Origin of the sequence: Stenotrophomonas maltophilia group sp. RNC7 (genome assembly GCF_030910085.1) — a bacterium.
Taxonomy (GTDB): Bacteria; Pseudomonadota; Gammaproteobacteria; order Xanthomonadales; family Xanthomonadaceae; genus Stenotrophomonas; species Stenotrophomonas sepilia.
In genome coordinates, this window is sequence record NZ_JAVFVN010000740.1 from 144,531 (window position 1) to 161,841 (window position 17,311).

Consider the following 17,311-nt stretch of genomic DNA (forward strand, 5'->3'; position numbering starts at 1 on the left):
CCTTCAGTGGCACGTGTCATGTTCGAAGGGCAAAAGCGAACCTTCGACCCCTCAGTTCTGAGGACCGAAATGGAGCGCGGTGCGCCCAAGCAGCGCTTGGAGAACAGCCAGGTGCTGATCAAGCAGGCCATGACGCTCTACTTCGCCAGCATCGCGGACGTGAACAGCTTCGATGCCTGGTACTTCGGCGAGATCAAGCGCATTGGGTGGTTCACCCTTGTGCACCCTTACACGGGGGAGATGATCACCGCGCGCTTCGAGAATGGCGCCCTCGGCGACCTGGTGCCCGAAGAGAAGCTGCCCGAGGACTACCGGATGGATGTGGTCGTGGAGTACATGCGATGAGCAGTTTCACCGAACGCAAGCAGCGCATGACCGACACCAGTGGAACGCTGCTGTTCCTGTCCATCACCTCGCCATCGCTTCCGGGTCCGCTGCGCATCGTCAACGACACCCAGGACTGGGTGAGCCAGGGCATTCCCTACATGGGCGTGCCCTTCGGCTTCAAACTGCCCGATGACACCCGCGGTCAGTCCCCGCGTGCCCAGCTGGTGCTGGATAACGTTGGGCGCGGCATCTCCGAGGACCTGGAGGCGCTGGGGCCGAACGAGCTGATGATGGCGCGGCTGATGGTGTCGGATCGCGCAGACCCCAACTTGTACGAGCGGGATTACTACCTGCCGATCACCAGCGTATCGGTGGCCGGTGCCACGGCCACCGCTCAATGCGGTGTCGACTACCTGATGCGGCAGCAGGCCGTGCGCCTGCGCGCCAACCCGTTCACGCTACCGGGGATCTTCTGATGCGGCTGGCAGAAGTAGAAGCCTTGGTGGGCGTGCCGTACTGCGAGCACACGTGCGATTGCGCCGATTTCGTGGTGCTGGTCCAACGGCAGCTGTTCGGGCGCGCCGTTCAGCTCCCCAACGGCCGCCCGAGAGGCGTGGTGGGCCAGGCCGCCATCGGCGAGCTGTCGAGGCCGTATGGCACCCCGGTGGCCGTGCCAACGGACGGTGACCTGGTGCTGATGGTGGAGCACGGGCAGAAGCGCGCCGGCCACGCCGGCGTCTACGTCCACCTGGCCCATGAGGGGTGGGTGCTGCATTCCAACGAAAAGAACGGCTGCAGCGTGCTGCACCGAGTTCGTGACCTGCCGGAGTTCGGCTTGAGGATTGAGGGTTACTACAGATGGGCCTGATCAAGGATGCGCCGCTGATCATCACACCGCATCCGGTGACGCTGGAGGGCCAGCGTACCCTGGCGGCGCAGTTGCAGGAGGGGGAGCGGCTGGGCGGCTTCCTGGCACGCGTGGTGCCTGACTACTCCAGCGACCTGTGGGAGGTGCGCATCAATGGGGTGGTCGTGCCGCATGAGGTCATGGACCGCGTGCGCCCGAAGGACGGAACGGTGATCGAGGTTCGAGGCGTGGTCAAGAAGACCGCGCTAATGATCGTTGCGCTGATCGCCCTGACCGTCTTCACCATGGGTGTCGGTACGGCCATCGTGGCCGCCGGCTACAGCGCAGCCGTCGCCGGCCTGGCGCAGGGCGCGATCTACGCCGCAGGGGCGCTGCTGATCCAGAAAGTGCTGGGGCCCAAGCGGCCCAAGCCCAGCGCCAGCGATGCCAGCCCGGTGTACACCATCGGCGCGGCCCGGAATCAGCCGCGCCCGTACCAGCCCCTGCCGCTGCTGCTGGGCGGGCCATTGCGCATCGCGCCGGACGTGGCCAGCAACCCCTATACCTGGTACGAGGCCGACGACCAGTACCTCGCCATGACCCTGACGGCGGGCATCAACGTGGGGCGCGTGGAGGCCCTGTACAACGGCGATGCGCTGTTGTCGTCCTTCGAGGGCGTCACGGTGTGGCACAACGGCTTTTCCGAGATGCCCAGCGAGGCAATCCCGCTGTACAGCAATGCCGACACGATCAACGGCGGCGCGCTGGAGGCGGAGAAGGGCCAGGCCAGCCCGTGGGTGCAGCGCACCAGCAGCCCGAACACGATCCGCCTGAAGGTGGACGTGGACTTCATGCTGTTCGACACGACCAGCAAGGGCAAGCCGAAGGACAACCGCGAGACGATTGAGATCCAGTACCGCGCCGTCGGCATCGCCAACTGGAGCTTCTTCGGGTCCTATTCGATCGTCAGCCGGTCGCAGAAGCAGCAGCGCCGCAGCTACTCCCGAGACGTACCGGAGGGGCAGTACGAAGTGCGGGTCCGCATTGCCGGCCACAACACCGACGGCAGCGGCGCCACCAGCGACTTCACCTGGTCCACCCTGACCAGCATCCAGAAGGACACCGCCGACTACGCCGGTCTGGCCCGAATCGGCATCCGGATCAAGGCAACCGGGCAGCTCAACGGCCAGCCGGACGAGATCCGCTGCGTTGCCTACGCCGAGCCGGCACCGGTCTGGACGGAGGCGGGGTGGGCGAAGAAGGAGACCAACAACCCGGGCGCACTGATCCTGGCCTATGCCCGCGGCTTCAGGGACGAGCACGGCAAGCTGATCGCCGGCATCGGCCTGGACGACGTCCAGATCGATATCGAGGCGCTGAAGGCCTTCATGCTGTTCTGCCAGGCCAACGGCTACGGCTACTCGAACTACATCAAGGACGTCCGCAACCACGACGACGTGCTCAACGCCGTCGCGCTGGCCGGGTTCGGCCAGATCACGTGGGCCGGCGGCCGCTTGTCGGTGGTGTGGGCCGGGTCGGAGCAGCCGCTGTCCGGCGTGGTCAACATGGCGACCATCAAGAAGGGGCAATTCCAGGTTGACTACACCCTGGCCAACGCCGCCGACGGCATCGAGTACAGCTACTACGACGCCACCGACTGGACGACCAAGACCCTGCGCGTTGCCGCGCCTGGCGTAACCACCATGCTCAACCCGGCCACTGTGGAGGGCGAGGGCATCACCAACGAGGCGCACGCCGCGCGGATGGCGCGCTACCACCTGGCGCAGTCCCTCTACCAGTACAAGGACATCACCTACAGCACGGACATCGAGCACCTGAGCTATCGTCGCCTGTCCCTGCTGGCCCTGCAGCACGACCTGACGCAGTGGGGCGCCGGCGGCCGGATCGTTTCGGCCACCGCGACCAACGGCGTTGTCACGCTGCGGCTGGACGAACCGGTTCAGGCACCGACCAACGGCAACGCCTGGATCGGCCTGCGCATTCCCGGCGAGCGGGTGTACCGCGTGTTCGGCGTGCAGCCGTTCACCGGCACCAGCGACACCATCCGCCTGACCGGTTCCTGGCCAGGCGATGCGCCGCTGCCCGGCGACACACCGGACAACCCGGCTCACGACACCATCTGGATCTACGACTTCAAGCAGACGCCGGGGTACCGGGTCCGTGTAGTTGGCATCGAGCCCGAGAGCGACCTGAAAGGCGCCAAGGTGTCCGTGGTGCCCGAACCGCCCGAGTTCTGGAACTACGTGCTCACCGGCGAATACGTTCCGCCGGTCAATACCAACCCGATCACCAGCCGTCCGATTGCCAGCGGCCTGGCCATCACTGAGCAGCAGGTGGTGCAGGGCGATACGGTGTTCACCGAGCTGACCGTCACCTTCGAGATCAGCGGCCCGGTCGGCAACATCGTGGTGCTGGCCGCCGGCAGCGACGGTGTGCTCTCCGAGGTGGCCCAGACCACCACCCGTACGGCCACCTGGCGCATCAGCCATGCGGACCAGTACACCGTGGTGGTCCGACCGTTCAGCCCCGACGGCCGGGCCGGCGTCGCAGCGTCGGTGACCTACATCACGGCCGGTGCGGATGTCCCGCCGCGCCTGGTGGACTTCTTCGACGTGGACGAGCTGTCCGGCGGCGTGCGCATGTACACCTGGGGATTCCTGGCCAACAGCATCCAGTCGCCGGACTTTGCCGGCGTCGAGATCCGCTACATGCAGGGCGCGGTGCTGCGACCGGAATGGGAGCAGATGATCCCCATCGGGGGCAGCGGCTACCACGCAGTACCCTTCGAAGCCGTTGTCCCGGAGTCGGGCGACTGGACTTTCGCCTGCCGGAGTGTGAACACGTCGGGGGAGTTGTCCACCGAGGCTCGTGTCATCACCAAGAAGCTTGGCGCCAACCTCGGGCAGGTGATCGACAAGACCATTCAGGAACTGATCGACGCGCAGCAGCGCATTGACCGGGAGAAGATCGAGCGATTCAACGAGGACGCTCGTGTCGCGAGCGAGGCCGCGGCCGATGCCACGAAGAAGGCCAATGACGCGATGGCAGCAGCGATCGCGCATGCCGATGCCATCGGGGCAATCGTCGCGGATCTGACCGAGGCCGACGAATGGGAGGCCGGGAAGACCTACCCGGTGGGCGACTTCACCCGGCACGACGGAAAGCTGTACCGGGCGTTGCGAGAGAACACCGACGCCGAGCCGGGCACCGCCCCGGACGACTGGCAGCTGGTGGGCAACTTCTCTGGCGTGGGCGAGGCGTTGGCCGCGTCGATCGACATGGCCTACCAGAACGCTTCAGACCTGGCGGCCGAGGCCGGTCGCATCAACGCCATCGTGGCGCGTATGCCGGCCGGTGACGGCAAGGTGGCGTCGGTCGAGGCGGTAGACGCGGTCAGCGGCCGGGTGGAGGAAACCGAAGAGGGCCTGCGCGCGGTCGGAGACCGCACATCGTCGCTGGAAGCGCAGATGACGTACAAGCACGCTGGCGACCGCGACTGGAACGCCGGCGACCGGAACGTCTACGCAGGCGTGCGCACCTGGCAGTCCGTCATGGTCCAGGGTGATCGGGCGGTGGCCAAGACCGTCGATTCGCTCAACGTCGAGCTGGGCGACTTCAAGGCCAGTGCAACGAAGTCCATCGAGCTGATCGCAACCGAGCAGGCCAGCCAAGCCGAACAGATCGAGCACGTGGGCGCAGAGCTGGAGGGCAAGGCATCATCTGACTACGTTGAGCGCATTGATGCCCGCGTGGCCGTCACCGAGGACGGCATAGAGGCCGTCACCGGCCAGCTTGCGTCGGTGAAGGCGGAGGTGTCCGGCAAGGCCAGCGCCGAAGTGGTCCAGGGCATGGAGGCCCGCGTCGTGCAGAACGAGAACGGGCTGACCCAGGTGTTGGCCCGGGCGTTCCTGAACGTCATCGCCAACAGCGGCGGCGGACCGCTGATCGGCGGCATGGTCATCGACAACAACGGGCAGGTCATCAACACCCGTTTCGCCAGCAACACGTTCGAGGTTATCTCGCCCGGGGCCAGCGAAGGCATGGAGTGGCGCGACGGCTTCCTGCGCGTCTGGAAGGGCGCCGCCCAACGCATCATCGGTACCAACTTCGGCGCTGCCGGCGACAACCTGGTTGACTACTTCGGGCCGAACGTCGGCGCCGGGGCCGCGGCAAAGTCCAACGCGGTCATGTGGATGGATGCCAACGGCAGTGCCTACTTCGGAGGTCAGCTGTCGGCGGGCATCCTGCGCAACGCGGTGCAGACGACGACCACGCAGACGGTCGGCGTGGAACTGGTCAATGGCCCATTCGCCACCAACGGCCGCGTGCGGAGCGTCACGGTCAGTTTTTCCCGTCGACATGTGCGGACGAAGACCACCTATGGCAGCGACGGCTTCGTTGCCGGCGCGGGCCAGAACACGGCACGCGTGGAGATCTATCGGCGGGTGGGGGAGGGGGCTGAGTCGCTGTGGCAGGTACTGAACGTCAGCGGTTCGGTGATGATCCTCAACGAGCAGGACGGCCCTGACAACGCCACGTCTACCTGGGGCGGGTCATTCACCGTGAACGACACCAGCACCAGTGCGCAGACGATGACCTACCGCGCAGTGATCACCAGCTTCACCGAGCAGACCGTGACGCACACCTCCGGTTCCTTCCAGCAGCAGTCCATCACGCAGAGCCTGTCGATCATCTCGGTCGAGAACTGAAACCGCACAAGGCGCGGGCCGGCATGTCCGGCCCGCTTTGCCGTGGGCGATCAACAGCAGAGAACACACATGCCGCAGAAACTCATCGATCAAACCACCATCCAGCCGGACGGCAAGCCAGGCGACGACGCCTTCACCGCGTTTGCGACCTGCAACGACAACTTCCAAGATGCTGAAGGGCGCCTTTCGGCACTGGAAGGTGGGTCGTCGAACATCGGCCAGGACGTGGCCGACCTGAAAAGGGGCCTGCAGCAGGAGACGCAGCTGCGCATGGACGCTGATAGCGCGCTGTCACAGGCAATCGCAGCAGAAAATGCCGCGCGTCAAAGCGCTGATGCCGCGCTCGGTTCACGATTCATCGGAAAGAATCGTCTGATCAATGGCTCGATGCGCTGGTGGCAGCGCGGGACCAACTTCACTGCGCCTGGTTACTCCGTTGATCGTTGGTACTTCAACGCCGGGGGCGTAAGCTCTCCCAGCCTGTCACGTAACGCTATTACATCGGGCAGCTTCGATACCGAGTGTATCTACTTCGCAAAGATTGCATACGGCGCTGTAACGGATGCCGCGAACCACTACGTGGTACTTGAGCAACGAATGGAGAACGTGACCACGCTTGCCGGGCGCACGGTAACGGTGAGTTTCAAGGTGTTCAACAGTGGGGCGGCAGGCAGACAGATTGCCATTGAATTTGGTCAGAGTTTCGGCGCTGGAGGAAGCGCGCAGGTCTCAGGTATCGGCGCAGCTAAGTACAGCCTTGCGGCTGGAATCAATACCGTCACTCATACCGTGCAAATTCCTTCTATCAGCGGTAAGACTGTCGGTGCCAATAATTCATTGATTCTGACTCTATGGGCAACAGGCGGTATCAACTTCAATGCGCGTAACGCTTCGCTCGGTACGCAATCTGGCGATCTGCATTTCACGCAGGTGCAGCTTGAGGAAGGCTCTTCGGCAAGCGCGTTTGACTACCGACCTGATGGGGTGGAATTGGCCCTGTGCCGCCGCTTCTACAGGAAAAGCTATATGCAAAGCGATGCGCCGGGCACCAACACGAACGCTGGACGGTTCACGGCGGGAAACGGCACTAACACCAATCAGATCAATCGCTTCTGCGTGCAGCTTGGTGAGCCGATGCGCGCTCCGCCTTCGCTTGTCATATACGGCGCACCGTCAGGCACTCCGGGTGTCGTATCGCAGGCCGACGGCTCCAACATCACAGCTGTCGTTGAAGCTATCGGTGATGCGTCTTTCAATGTCGGCTGGAACAACACCAATGGGCAATGGGGCGGGTGGTTCCAATGGACTGCGGACGCGGAGATTTAACTGTGTATCAACTCACAAACGATCCTGATGTAATTCGCTGCGTCGAGACCGGCGCCTTCATTCCTCGCGGTCATTACCTGTGGCCCACCGAATGGCTGGAACAGAACACGCCGCTGCCGGCGCCATCCCCTGGCTTGGGCTTCGAGCTGCACACGCCCGCGCACTACCGCTACATCCGCGACCAGGCGTTCGCGTGGATGCGCGCGGAGGCGTTAGAGCGTGGGTACGACAGCATCGAGTCGTGCGCCAGCTACTACAACAGCGGCGTGGCTCGATACCGCGCGGAGGCGCGGGCGATGGTGGCCTGGCGCGATGCTGTGAACCAGGCGCTGGAGCAGATGGTGCTGGCGCCGCCGGAAGGCATCGAGACCTGGGAGCAGGTGCGCGCGCTGTTGCCTCAGCCGGAGACGTTCGCCTGGCCGGAGAAGGCGGAGCTGCCGCTGGATGGACTGGCCCCGGTGCCCTTGGCCTGATCCTCACGCGGGCTCAACGGCGCCTGCTGCCAGATTGCGCCCATGTGCTATTCCGCCCAGATCACCGCCGCCTATCAGAAGTTGGTCCGCATGACCGGCGCCACCCTGTCGCTGCAGGAGTTCGCCGCGCTCTACGCACACGATCCGGGCAAGAAGCGGCCCAAGACGCCGAAGGCCATGGATGACGCCTTCCGGGCCGGCGCGAGTCCGGCAGAGCTGGCGGTGTGGGCCGAGGTCGAACATTGGAACAGGGCCGAGGCCACCATCCTGGAGCAGGAGCTGTTCGCCAACCGCAAGCGGCTGGCCGACGCCGAGCGGGCGCTCCAGGTGAAGGAGACGAAGAAGGCCCGGGAGGACGTTCGGATTGCCGGCAACAAGATCGAGCGGGCCAAGGCGCGGCTGGCGGACCTGCAGCGCGTCGAGCCGAAGGATCGCGACAGCCGTATCTTCCCCGGCGTCTACGCCCCGGTGATCGTCTCCGAGGGCGGAAAGCTGGTCATCAAGCCGATGCGCTACCAGTGCCGCCTGGCCGGGAAGCCGGCCAACTACGACCAGCGCTTCCCCGGCACCTACAACGCCCGTCGCGACAGCCTGGAGAAGTTCTGGGCGCCGGCGTTCGGGCACACCCACGGCCTGATGGTGGTCGACACGTTCTACGAGAACGTCGAGGGGCCGGACGGGAAGAACCAGGTGGTGCAGTTCACCCCGCGCACGGGCGAGCCGATGCTGGTCGCTTGCCTGTGGTCGCACTGGAAGGATCCGGCCGGCAAAGAGCCGGATCTGCTGTCGTTCGCTGCCATCACCGACGAGCCGGAGCCCGAGGTGGCCGCGGCCGGCCACGACCGGACCATCATCAACATCAAGCCCGAGCACGTGGATGCCTGGCTCAATGCGGACCCGGCCGATTTGGCAGGGCTCTACCGGATTTTTGACGACAAGAGGCACCCGTTCTACGAGCACCGCTTAGCTGCATGATCCCTTCGATCTATCGTCGACCGGACTGAACAAAGCTGTAGGCACCGGTTTCAACCCGGCGTTGATGTAGCGGTAATTGGCGGAGTCAATCGCACGAACTCTCGCGCGTAATTCCAAGGGCTGACGTTATTGGCGGCACGCACTCTGATAGCCATTATTGCTCGGTAACATTGCTCTGGACCAGTAAGCTGGGTTCGATCAATGCCGCCAAGCATCCTATGCCATCGCTCTGGTTCGTCCTCGTCGTATCTGCTGCTCTGCGTCATGAATGCTCGCATCCCAAAGTTGTCCTTTTCGAAGAATGCAATCAGCGCCTGCCACTGTTCGGTTTTTTCGAGACGGCTGAACAGATCCTGCAGCCACTGAGGGTCCGACTGTGCAGGGGAATACAGTTCCGATTCTTCAATCAGAATTCTGAAGCCTTTTGGATATGCAAATCGGAAGCATGAAACAAAGCAATCTACAATAGGAATGATTGCAGCGTCCTTGCCTCTGGAATGAACGAATGCAGCAAGCATTGTCAGTGCTTGGCCTGTGTCTCGCAGGCTCAAGTTCATTGCTGAGGCCATTGCCGGGAAGTGCTCTAAATACTCGCATTTATTGAGCTCGGCGGCTGGTGCTACATCCATGAGGTCGACTATATTGGAGATGTAGCAGGGGAATGGCCGAATCTTCTTTCGTTCCAGTGGTTCAACACTGGGCATAACGTGCTTCTCGACAACGTGTTTCGCATAGGTGATGCTACACGGCGCAGATAGATGAAACTCATAGTCGAAGAACTTTCTAAGATAGAGTTCTCCCTCGACGTGAGCGCCGTAAACGGTTCGGACAGCTGATGGGAGGTTGCCGCGATCCGTTGCAATGAGGAACGTTACGCCAGGGATATCAAAGTAATGTTTGATTCTTTCCAGCATCCTAATGGCATAGTCGGGGCGGCATCGATCCAGCTCATCGATAATGAGTAATATCGGTCGCACGGGGCCATTATTCTTTCGGCGTGCTAGTAGGTCTCGAGCTTCTATCAGCGCATCTCGGAAACTTGGCTCTGCTTTACGCTTTTCGTCTTGCGCATCAAGGAGTCGTTCACCCAATTCTCCTGCGCCCGCCGCGGCCGTTCCGGCGCCGCTCCCGGGAAACATGATCTCAGCTGCCACCGCAACAGCAGGCATAAGCAGCTTAGAGCCATTCTCAGCCATTGCCGTGATGGCTTTTCCGATTGCGCTCTTTGCTTTGGCGCCGGTCTCGTGATGCGCCTTTTTTTCTAGAGATAGCTTTATCTCTGAAATGATCGTTACCAAGGGATCTTGCGATTCGTCATTCTTCCATGCGTCGATAGAGATGGATGGTATTGCGAATTCGTTGTTTATGTGGACCTGAAGCCGCTTTAGAAAAGTCGTTTTTCCGGATCCCCAAGGGGCTTGGAGTGACAAGACCAACGGGTCCGTGACGCTTGACGCGATCAAGCGCGACAGCATCTCCGCATCCTTTTTTCTGTCAAATGGATCATCCTTCCAAGCATCCTTATCTGAAATCTTGGGCTGGTCTGGCTTCTTGAGTAACGGATACATTTTCATTCCTTTGAGGTAGGTGTTGGAGCTGCGGGGACGCGCGACACTTCAGATATTGCACAACCCCTGGTCTTTCCGCCAGTTCCTTCAGGGGTCAGCAAATCGCGCGCGGTAGCTCCTGAAACGATGTGGTATAGCTTGGTGAGAGCATGTGCTGGCGCATGCCCCACGCTGGCCGAGCCTCCCGACCTGATGCACCTAGACCAGCCGTGCCCCGCCCGAACTTCTGGTTGATTCGGTCCATGGTGGCCATCAACCGTTCGTTGCCTACCACCGTGGGTCCGAATAGGTCGGCCTGTAGTTCTTCAGGACGGGCCAGGTCCAAGAGCGCCACGCCTGCCTTCTTGTACCCGATGCCTTCGCGTAGCAGCCCGCGTAGCAGCCGGCGCACCACACCCAGTACCACCATCGTGTCCGCGGTCGAGGCCGGTAGGCTGACAGACCGGGTGGCGTTGTGCTGCCGCAGCTCCGGACGGAACGTGTCGGAATGCGCGAACACCCATACCCCGGCGGTGACAAGACCGCGCGCGCGGAGCTTCTCGCAGGCCCTGATGGCGAAGGTAGCCAGCGCCTGAGCTACCGCATCATGGTCTTCCACGCGATCCGCAAAGGACCGGCTCACCATGATCTGCTGCCGATCCGGCTCAACTTCCTCCAGTTCCATGCACGGACGTCCCTGCAGCTCACGTTGAGTGCGTGCCAACGTGACACCGAAGGTGGCCAGGATGTCGTCCGCCGGCGCGTCGCGTAGTGCTGCGGCGGTGCTGATGCCCATGGATTCCAACCGCGGCGCCAGCCGGCGGCCGACGCCCCATAGATCACCTACGGGGAATGTCTGCAGCACCGTGTCCCTGTAGGCCGCATTGCCGAGGTCGATCACACCGTCAGCACTCTTCGCCACCTTGTTGGCCAACTTGGCCAGGGTCTTCGTGGGGCCAATGCCGATGCAATTCGGTATGCCGGTCCACCGGTGCACACGTTGGCGCAGATCCTGGGCGAACCGCTCGCGATCCCGGATTCCGTCCAGGTCGATGAAGCTCTCATCGATGCTGTAGACCTCCACCCGCGGCGCGGCCTCCCGCAGAACGCTCACGACCCGGGCGCTCATGTCTCCATAGAGCCCGAAGTTGGCCGAGCGCATCTGCAGGCCATGCCGGCGCACCAGGTGCTTCAGTTCGTGAGCGGGCTGGCCCATCTTGATGCCGAGCGCCTTGGCCTCGGCCGAGCGCGCGATCGCGCAGCCGTCGTTGTTGCTCAGCACCACCAGCGGAACGCCGCGTAGGCCCGGCTGGAACACGCGCTCGCAGCTGGCGTAGAAGTTGTTGCCGTCAACGAGCCCGAACACGGCCGCTCCGGCGTTTGATCTGGCGGACGACTCCAACGACAGAGAACACTTCCACCTCGGTGGATTGTTCCAGCACGATGGGGGGGAAGTCCGGATTGGCCGAGTGCAGCTCCATGTGGCTTTCGAAGAGCTGCAGCACCTTGCAGGTGGGCTGGTTCCCGTCCCAGATGGCGATGACCAGGTCCCCCGCCTGGGGGGTTACCGACCGGTCGACCACCAGGATGTCCCCGTCGCTGACGCCGGCGCCGCTCATGGACCAGCCATCGGCGCGGTACAGGAATGTGGCGGCGGGGTTGCGCACCAGCAGGCGATGCAGGTCGATTGCATCGTCCATGAAGTCGTCGGCCGGCGAAGGGAAGCCAAGCCGCGCGCGCGCTGCGGCAAGGGGCACGAACTGCGCCGGGCCATCGATCATGGCCGGGCCGATGGGGCGGGCCAGCGTGTGGGGGTAGGAGAGGGACTGCATGGGCGTACTTTGGGAGCGGCACGTCTCACGGGTCGAGACATATTAGTAAGATTACTAAATTTCACGCCCATCTGGTGACTCTGACCGTTCTCCCGCTGATGAATGGTCTACACCCGGCTCATTGATTTTTTACCCTTATGGGGGTATTTTGGCGGTCGTAGCCAAGGAACGGACCGTACTAGGAGAGTCCACCATGCCGATCTCCCCACCAGCACATGCTGTGCTGAACGCCGACGGTTCGTACTCGTGGACGACGCACCAAGGGGTGCAAGAAAAGAACGTTCCCCACTATGCCTTGGCTCTATTCCAAGCAGTCTGTGAGGCCATTGGCACAGACGCCCTAAACCCCGCTACCACCTCAGGGCTTGTGGCCTTGGGGCTCACCCGTAAAGACGCGCTCGCAGTGATTGCCTCTATGGACGGGGGGATGTTCTACAAGTCTATGGAAGCGTTGAAGCGCCCGGGCGTGTGGCAGGACGTGTATCGCGTACCGGTACCCAGCGGTGTGAAGGCCTACGTCAAGCTAAGCCCAATGCACCCGCAGAAGTGTGTGGTGATCAGCTTCAAACCTCTTCTTTGATCCACGGCAACAACAGGTGAATACCATGACCAACGAAGCTCACATTGCCGAACTGTTCAAGGCGTTCAACGTACCTCAAGTTGAGGCCGATCAGTGCTCGATGTGTGGGGCGAAAAATGAATGGGTGCGTTTCGAGCAAATTACCCTTCCCCTTGAGGCCCCTGGTGGTTACCGCGTCGAGGTTGCAGGGCTAAGTGGCACGGTTTGCGCTGCCTGCGGCGAAGTGATCATGGACCCTGAAAGTGGAGAGCGCTTCGCAAATGCTGGCGATGCCTTGGTGCTGCATGCTAGACATGAAGAGGCGAAGAAGCTCAAAGCCGCCCGTAGAAGTCTCTGGCTTACACAGGAAGCTGCGGGTCTATTGACGGGGGGCGGACATAACGCCTTCAGTCGCTATGAAACAGGACAAGCTGTGCCCGTTCCTGCCGTAGGTCACCTCATGGGACTGCTTGCTAAGCATCCTGAGCTTGGTAATGAAATTCCAGGGGTCGAAGTGGTAGAGGTAGAGACGTCGAAGATGCGTCCGGGCCGTGGGCGGTATAGGTTGATGGTTGCGGAGCCTAAACAAGAATCGCCTGAGGATGCGGCCTTGGCTGCAGTTGGCATCGATCATTTGGTTGCGGCACAACAGTCCGGCAAGAAGGATTCAGTGAGGCGTCCACCAAGAGGTCTTGGAAAGAGAAGCCGCTGATGCACTTTGGTGGATAGATCGCGAAGTGGCGCTCTAGTTCATCGCAATCAAACGATGGCGCGCTTTTTTGGAATAGTCGCTGCTTCTGCGACCCCGTGCGAGCATACTGCACCGATGGCGGACTCGCAGAAGTATCCGGCCTCGCTGGAGGCCAAGGCTGCGGCCAAGCTGCGGCAGGCGTCGGACCTCGAACGAGATACCTCTGGAAATTGGCGTTGCCGCGCGCGCCGCCGGCAGAGCGCGCAACGGCTGCGCGCTACGGCCAGCAGTCATCAACGCGCCGCAGGCCGCCTGGCAGGCCTGGATCTACCCGAGGACCTGCCGTTCTAGCGGCTCAGGCCTTTGCGCATTGGCACCACCGTCGCACCGGCGCCGGTAAGCAATTCGTACAGGGCCTCCACCGCAGCGCGCTTCTCCGCGTCGTACTCGAAGAAGTTGTAATGCCGCTTCTGGACGCCACTCAGGCCGTGGGACTGCAGGTGGCCACGGACTTCTTCCGACAGGCCCAGCGCAGCGAGCCGAGTCTCCACCGTGCGTCGTAGGTCGCCCGGCGTGAACGGCGATGTCAGCTCGCCTGCGGCCACCATGCTGGCCACCACCGGATCCATGATTCCTCGGAACTCGTCATAGGTGGCCGGCGCCCTTCCGCCGGTAAGCGAGAACAGGTGCGGCCTGGCGCCGTCGCCGTCACTGTCATCATCGCCGCGCAAGACGGCGAGATCCGCGGCCATCAGCGGGAGCAGTGGCACCAGGTGGACGCGGGGCACCCGGCGACGCCCCTTGATGTCGAGCAAGCGGACGGATCCGGTGCCAGTGTCCGTGTCGTGATCGTGATCTGACCACTTCAGCCGCATCAGCTGTGCAATGCGCTGCCCGCCGGTCAGCAGGTGGAAGCGCACCAGGGCACCCTCCCTCCCGGGCATCGCCTCAATTCGGCGCCAGTAAGCACGAAGCTCGGCCACCGACAGAACCCGGTCGCGCGGCTGACCGCTGTCGAGCGTGGCCAGGTCGCGCGCCGGGTTTCTGGATACGTTGAGCACGCGCAGAGCGTCGGGAGCTGCCGCATCCTGCTTCGCTGCGATCGCTGCTGCGTACGCCGCCCGCAGATACGACCGGATCTTGCCGCCCTCGCGCAGCTTCTTGGCGCGCACCAGTCGCGACAGGATCGGAAGCAGGTCATCCAGCTCAAGCTCGGACGCCGGGCGCGCCCAGAGGCCTGGCCACGGATCCTCGATGTGGCGCTTGATGGAAGCGCGCGTCGCGGCGGCAGAGACCTTGCCAGCGTCCTCCAAGCTCTGGACGTAGGCTGTCATCAGAGCGCCAAGCGTTGCACCAGATCGGCGCGTCGATTCGGCCAGGGCCTCAGCCTTCGCGCGGTCCGCTGCCGCTGCCTCGGCCGCGATCGCGTCGCGCAGATCCCGTTCGCCGGCCTGATACCGCCGTGACAATGCCGCCGCCGCTTCGCGTGCCGCGGTCAGCGCCAGGCCGGTGCCGATCAGCAGACGGTCGCGCTGCCCGTTGGACTTCGTGTGCCTGTAGTAGAACCGCAGCTGCCCGCCGGCCAGCTTGCGCACGTCCAGGCAGCCCGCGCCGCGCGGCGCCGGATCTGAGGCCCATTCGCCGGCCGGCAGTGCGGCCAGTCCCTTCGCTGTAAGCATTCCCTTTGATGCGCCCATTGGTGACCGCTCGGTGACCGTTTGTCCATGGAAAGAGGTGGACGATGATGGGCGCAGGTGGTCGCACAACCTGAGAAAATCAACGACTTAGCTTAAAGCCGGGACGCCTGTGGAAGGTTGTGGAAGCCCTATAGAGGCCTCATAATCCCTTGGTTCCAGGTTCGAATCCTGGTGGGCCCACCATCGAATCAGGCACTTGGAATTATCTGCAGTGTCTTTTCGTCGAGCCAGCGCAACCCGGTGGCATGCACAAAGCTCCGCCGCCTGAGCGAGCGTCATCAGCTTGTCAGCCTGATCCATCAGCGCTTCCCCTTCGTTGGTCACAGCGGCTCAAGCGGGCAAGAGCCTCTTCCACCCGCGCAGACCTCGGTGCAACAGATGGAGTGTTGGAGCCAACACGCCCACGCATGGCCCAGTGGCTGGCATTGTGAATAGCCCTATACAGTTCACTCTTCTCACAGAGCTGCTTGCCCATGAAGTTCCTAGGGACAAGGCCGAGATCAGGAGCGTTCTTCCGGAACTGGCCGGACGACAGCCGCAATAGTGCGCGGCCTCGTCAACAGTGAGCCACTCCTTGCCTGAAATATGAAACGAAGGACCGCCAACCGCTGGCGGAGAGCTTTGATCTCGTCCTGCAGGGAAATGTCGGGTTCAGAGGTATCCATTTAGATCTTCGCCAGCGTGTCCCGACCACCCCGCCGCAGTACGGGCTGTGCCGGAACCCAGGAGATCGGCGAACGGGATTTCAGGGACAGTCACGTCGCCTCCACCGGACGTTCGCCGGGCTGTGCGCCAGTGGCCTACGCCCCTGTGCGGCCCATGGTGCTCCACGCGCACGCTCACTCACCAGTTCCGCATCAGGTACACAGCCAAACCCAGCAGCGCGCAGCAGGCCAATACCTGGATGACACCCCGTTTGAAACGGAACAGGGCCACGACGGCGAACAGCGTGAGCAGCGCCGATGGCCAATCGAACGGGCCGACAAACCCCTGCGGCCAGAACACGTGGTAGCCAAAAAACAGGGCCAGGTTGAGGATCACGCCGACCACGGCGGCGGTGATGGCCGTCAACGGCGCGGTGAACTTCAGTTCGTTGTGCGTCGATTCCACCAGCGGGCCACCCGCGAGAATGAGCAGGAAAGAGGGCAGGAAGGTGAACCAGGTGACCACGCTGGCAGCCACCGCGCCAGCCAGGAATGCCTGACCAGTACCCACTGCATCAGCGGCATGCCCACCGACGAAGCCGACAAAGGCCACCACCATGATCAGCGGCCCCGGCGTGGTCTCGCCCAAGGCCAGGCCGTCAATCATCTGCGTGGGTGTCACCCAGCCGTAGTGGACCACCGCGCCCTGGTAGACATAGGGCAGCACCGCATAGGCGCCGCCAAAGGTCAGCACTGCGGCCTTGGTGAAGAACCAGCCCATCTGGGTCAACGTGCCTTCCCAACCAAACAGCGCGGTCAACACGCCCATGGGCAACGCCCATAGCGCCGCGCCTGTGGCCGCCAGCACGATCAGGCGCCGCCAGCGAAAGCGCGCATGCGCCGGCGCAGGGGTATCGTCGTCGATCAGCGCAGGTCCGAACGTCTGCCGCGGGGCACGTTGGTCACCATCGGCGCCGAACATCCGTGGGGCGAATCGTCCGCCGCAATAACCGATCAGCGCAGCACCCAGTACGATCAGCGGGAAGGGCAGACCGAAGGCGAAAATGGCCAGAAACGAGGCAGCGGCGATCACCTGCAACCAAGCATTCTTCAGCACGCGCGTGCCGATGCGATAGGCGGCATGCACCACGATGGCCGTGACGGCCGGCTTGATCCCGTAGAACAACCCGGCCACCACGGGCATTTCACCGAACGTCACATAGAGCCATGACAGCCCGATCAGGATGAGCAGCGAGGGCAGCACGAACAGCATCCCGGCAACCACCCCGCCCCAGGTACGGTGCATCAGCCAGCCAATGTAAGTGGCGAGTTGCTGGGCTTCCGGCCCGGGCAACAACATGCAGTAGTTCAGTGCATGCAGGAAGCGCCGTTCGGAAATCCAGCGCCGACGCTCGACCAGCTCCTGGTGCATGATCGAAATCTGACCGGCGGGACCGCCAAAACTGATGAAGCCGAGCTTCAGCCAGAAGGCAACGGCCTCCCGGAAGCTGACCGATCGCGGTGGCTGCAGCGGATCCTGCGTGTCCTGCACTGTGTGCTTCACGTTGAGACGATTCCCTGACGAGGTTGGCCAGCCGTCAGCAATGACAGAAGTCGCGGTCAGCCGTTGATCGTCCTGGTCCAGTGCCTCCCGCATCCGGCG

15 protein-coding genes are annotated in these 17,311 nt (G+C 62.9%); 10 read left to right on the plus strand and 5 right to left on the minus strand.

Annotated elements, in window-relative coordinates:
• Positions 1-18 precede the first annotated feature (18 nt).
• The 7 genes from RCF13_RS17155 to RCF13_RS17185 all read left to right on the plus strand — a co-directional run bounded on the left by RCF13_RS17155 (position 19) and on the right by RCF13_RS17185 (position 8,678).
• Complete coding sequence (locus tag RCF13_RS17155; RefSeq protein WP_308141389.1) at positions 19-345, plus strand: hypothetical protein; 327 nt, start codon at positions 19-21, stop codon at positions 343-345.
• Complete coding sequence (locus tag RCF13_RS17160) at positions 342-803, plus strand: DUF1833 family protein (protein ID WP_064239302.1); 462 nt, start codon at positions 342-344, stop codon at positions 801-803. Before RCF13_RS17155 ends, RCF13_RS17160 begins: the two co-directional genes overlap by 4 nt.
• Positions 803-1,195 (plus strand): peptidoglycan endopeptidase, encoded by a 393-nt coding sequence (locus tag RCF13_RS17165; RefSeq protein WP_308141390.1) that lies wholly within the window; start codon positions 803-805, stop codon positions 1,193-1,195. Before RCF13_RS17160 ends, RCF13_RS17165 begins: the two co-directional genes overlap by 1 nt.
• A complete protein-coding gene (locus RCF13_RS17170; RefSeq protein ID WP_308141391.1) occupies positions 1,186-5,904 on the plus strand; it encodes a host specificity factor TipJ family phage tail protein in 4,719 nt (1,572 codons plus the stop codon). Before RCF13_RS17165 ends, RCF13_RS17170 begins: the two co-directional genes overlap by 10 nt.
• A 69-nt stretch (positions 5,905-5,973) precedes the next feature.
• Positions 5,974-7,230: a hypothetical protein gene (locus tag RCF13_RS17175; protein WP_308141392.1), complete on the plus strand. Its 1,257-nt coding sequence runs from the start codon at positions 5,974-5,976 to the stop codon at positions 7,228-7,230.
• A 2-nt stretch (positions 7,231-7,232) separates the two neighbouring features.
• Entirely contained in the window at positions 7,233-7,703 is a 471-nt protein-coding gene (locus tag RCF13_RS17180; protein ID WP_308141393.1) for a hypothetical protein, read from the plus strand.
• Positions 7,704-7,745: 42 nt separating this feature from the next.
• Positions 7,746-8,678 carry an SOS response-associated peptidase family protein gene (locus RCF13_RS17185; RefSeq protein ID WP_308141394.1) on the plus strand — a complete coding sequence of 311 codons (933 nt, stop codon included), beginning with the start codon at positions 7,746-7,748 and terminating at the stop codon, positions 8,676-8,678.
• Positions 8,679-8,728: 50 nt separating this feature from the next.
• Here RCF13_RS17185 and RCF13_RS17190 read toward each other — a convergent pair whose 3' ends face one another.
• The 3 genes from RCF13_RS17190 to umuD form a co-directional block, all read right to left on the minus strand.
• Complete coding sequence (locus RCF13_RS17190; RefSeq protein ID WP_308141395.1) at positions 8,729-10,246, minus strand: P-loop NTPase fold protein; 1,518 nt, start codon at positions 10,244-10,246, stop codon at positions 8,729-8,731.
• Positions 10,247-10,340: 94 nt separating this feature from the next.
• Complete coding sequence (locus RCF13_RS17195; RefSeq protein ID WP_308141396.1) at positions 10,341-11,591, minus strand: Y-family DNA polymerase; 1,251 nt, start codon at positions 11,589-11,591, stop codon at positions 10,341-10,343.
• Positions 11,575-12,057, minus strand: coding sequence for a translesion error-prone DNA polymerase V autoproteolytic subunit (gene umuD, locus RCF13_RS17200; protein WP_308141397.1), 483 nt, complete (start codon positions 12,055-12,057; stop codon positions 11,575-11,577). The genes RCF13_RS17195 and umuD overlap by 17 nt, the downstream gene beginning before the upstream one ends.
• A gap of 193 nt (positions 12,058-12,250) precedes the next feature.
• Here umuD and RCF13_RS17205 point away from each other — a divergent pair, with 193 nt between their 5' ends.
• The 3 genes from RCF13_RS17205 to RCF13_RS17215 all read left to right on the plus strand — a co-directional run bounded on the left by RCF13_RS17205 (position 12,251) and on the right by RCF13_RS17215 (position 13,658).
• Positions 12,251-12,637, plus strand: coding sequence for a type II toxin-antitoxin system MqsR family toxin (locus tag RCF13_RS17205; RefSeq protein WP_308141398.1), 387 nt, complete (start codon positions 12,251-12,253; stop codon positions 12,635-12,637).
• Between the two features lie 25 nt (positions 12,638-12,662).
• Positions 12,663-13,328: a type II TA system antitoxin MqsA family protein gene (locus tag RCF13_RS17210; protein WP_075676142.1), complete on the plus strand. Its 666-nt coding sequence runs from the start codon at positions 12,663-12,665 to the stop codon at positions 13,326-13,328.
• Between the two features lie 114 nt (positions 13,329-13,442).
• On the plus strand, positions 13,443-13,658 hold the full coding sequence (locus tag RCF13_RS17215) for a hypothetical protein (RefSeq protein WP_139319659.1): 216 nt from the start codon (positions 13,443-13,445) through the stop codon (positions 13,656-13,658).
• Here RCF13_RS17215 and RCF13_RS17220 read toward each other — a convergent pair.
• Together RCF13_RS17220 and chrA are read right to left on the minus strand one after the other, a co-directional pair.
• Positions 13,655-15,004, minus strand: coding sequence for a hypothetical protein (locus RCF13_RS17220; protein WP_308141399.1), 1,350 nt, complete (start codon positions 15,002-15,004; stop codon positions 13,655-13,657). The genes RCF13_RS17215 and RCF13_RS17220 overlap by 4 nt on opposite strands.
• Positions 15,005-15,847: 843 nt before the next feature.
• Positions 15,848-17,305, minus strand: a complete 1,458-nt coding sequence (chrA, locus tag RCF13_RS17225) for a chromate efflux transporter (RefSeq protein ID WP_134968111.1) — start codon at positions 17,303-17,305, stop codon at positions 15,848-15,850.
• Positions 17,306-17,311: the final 6 nt, after the last annotated feature.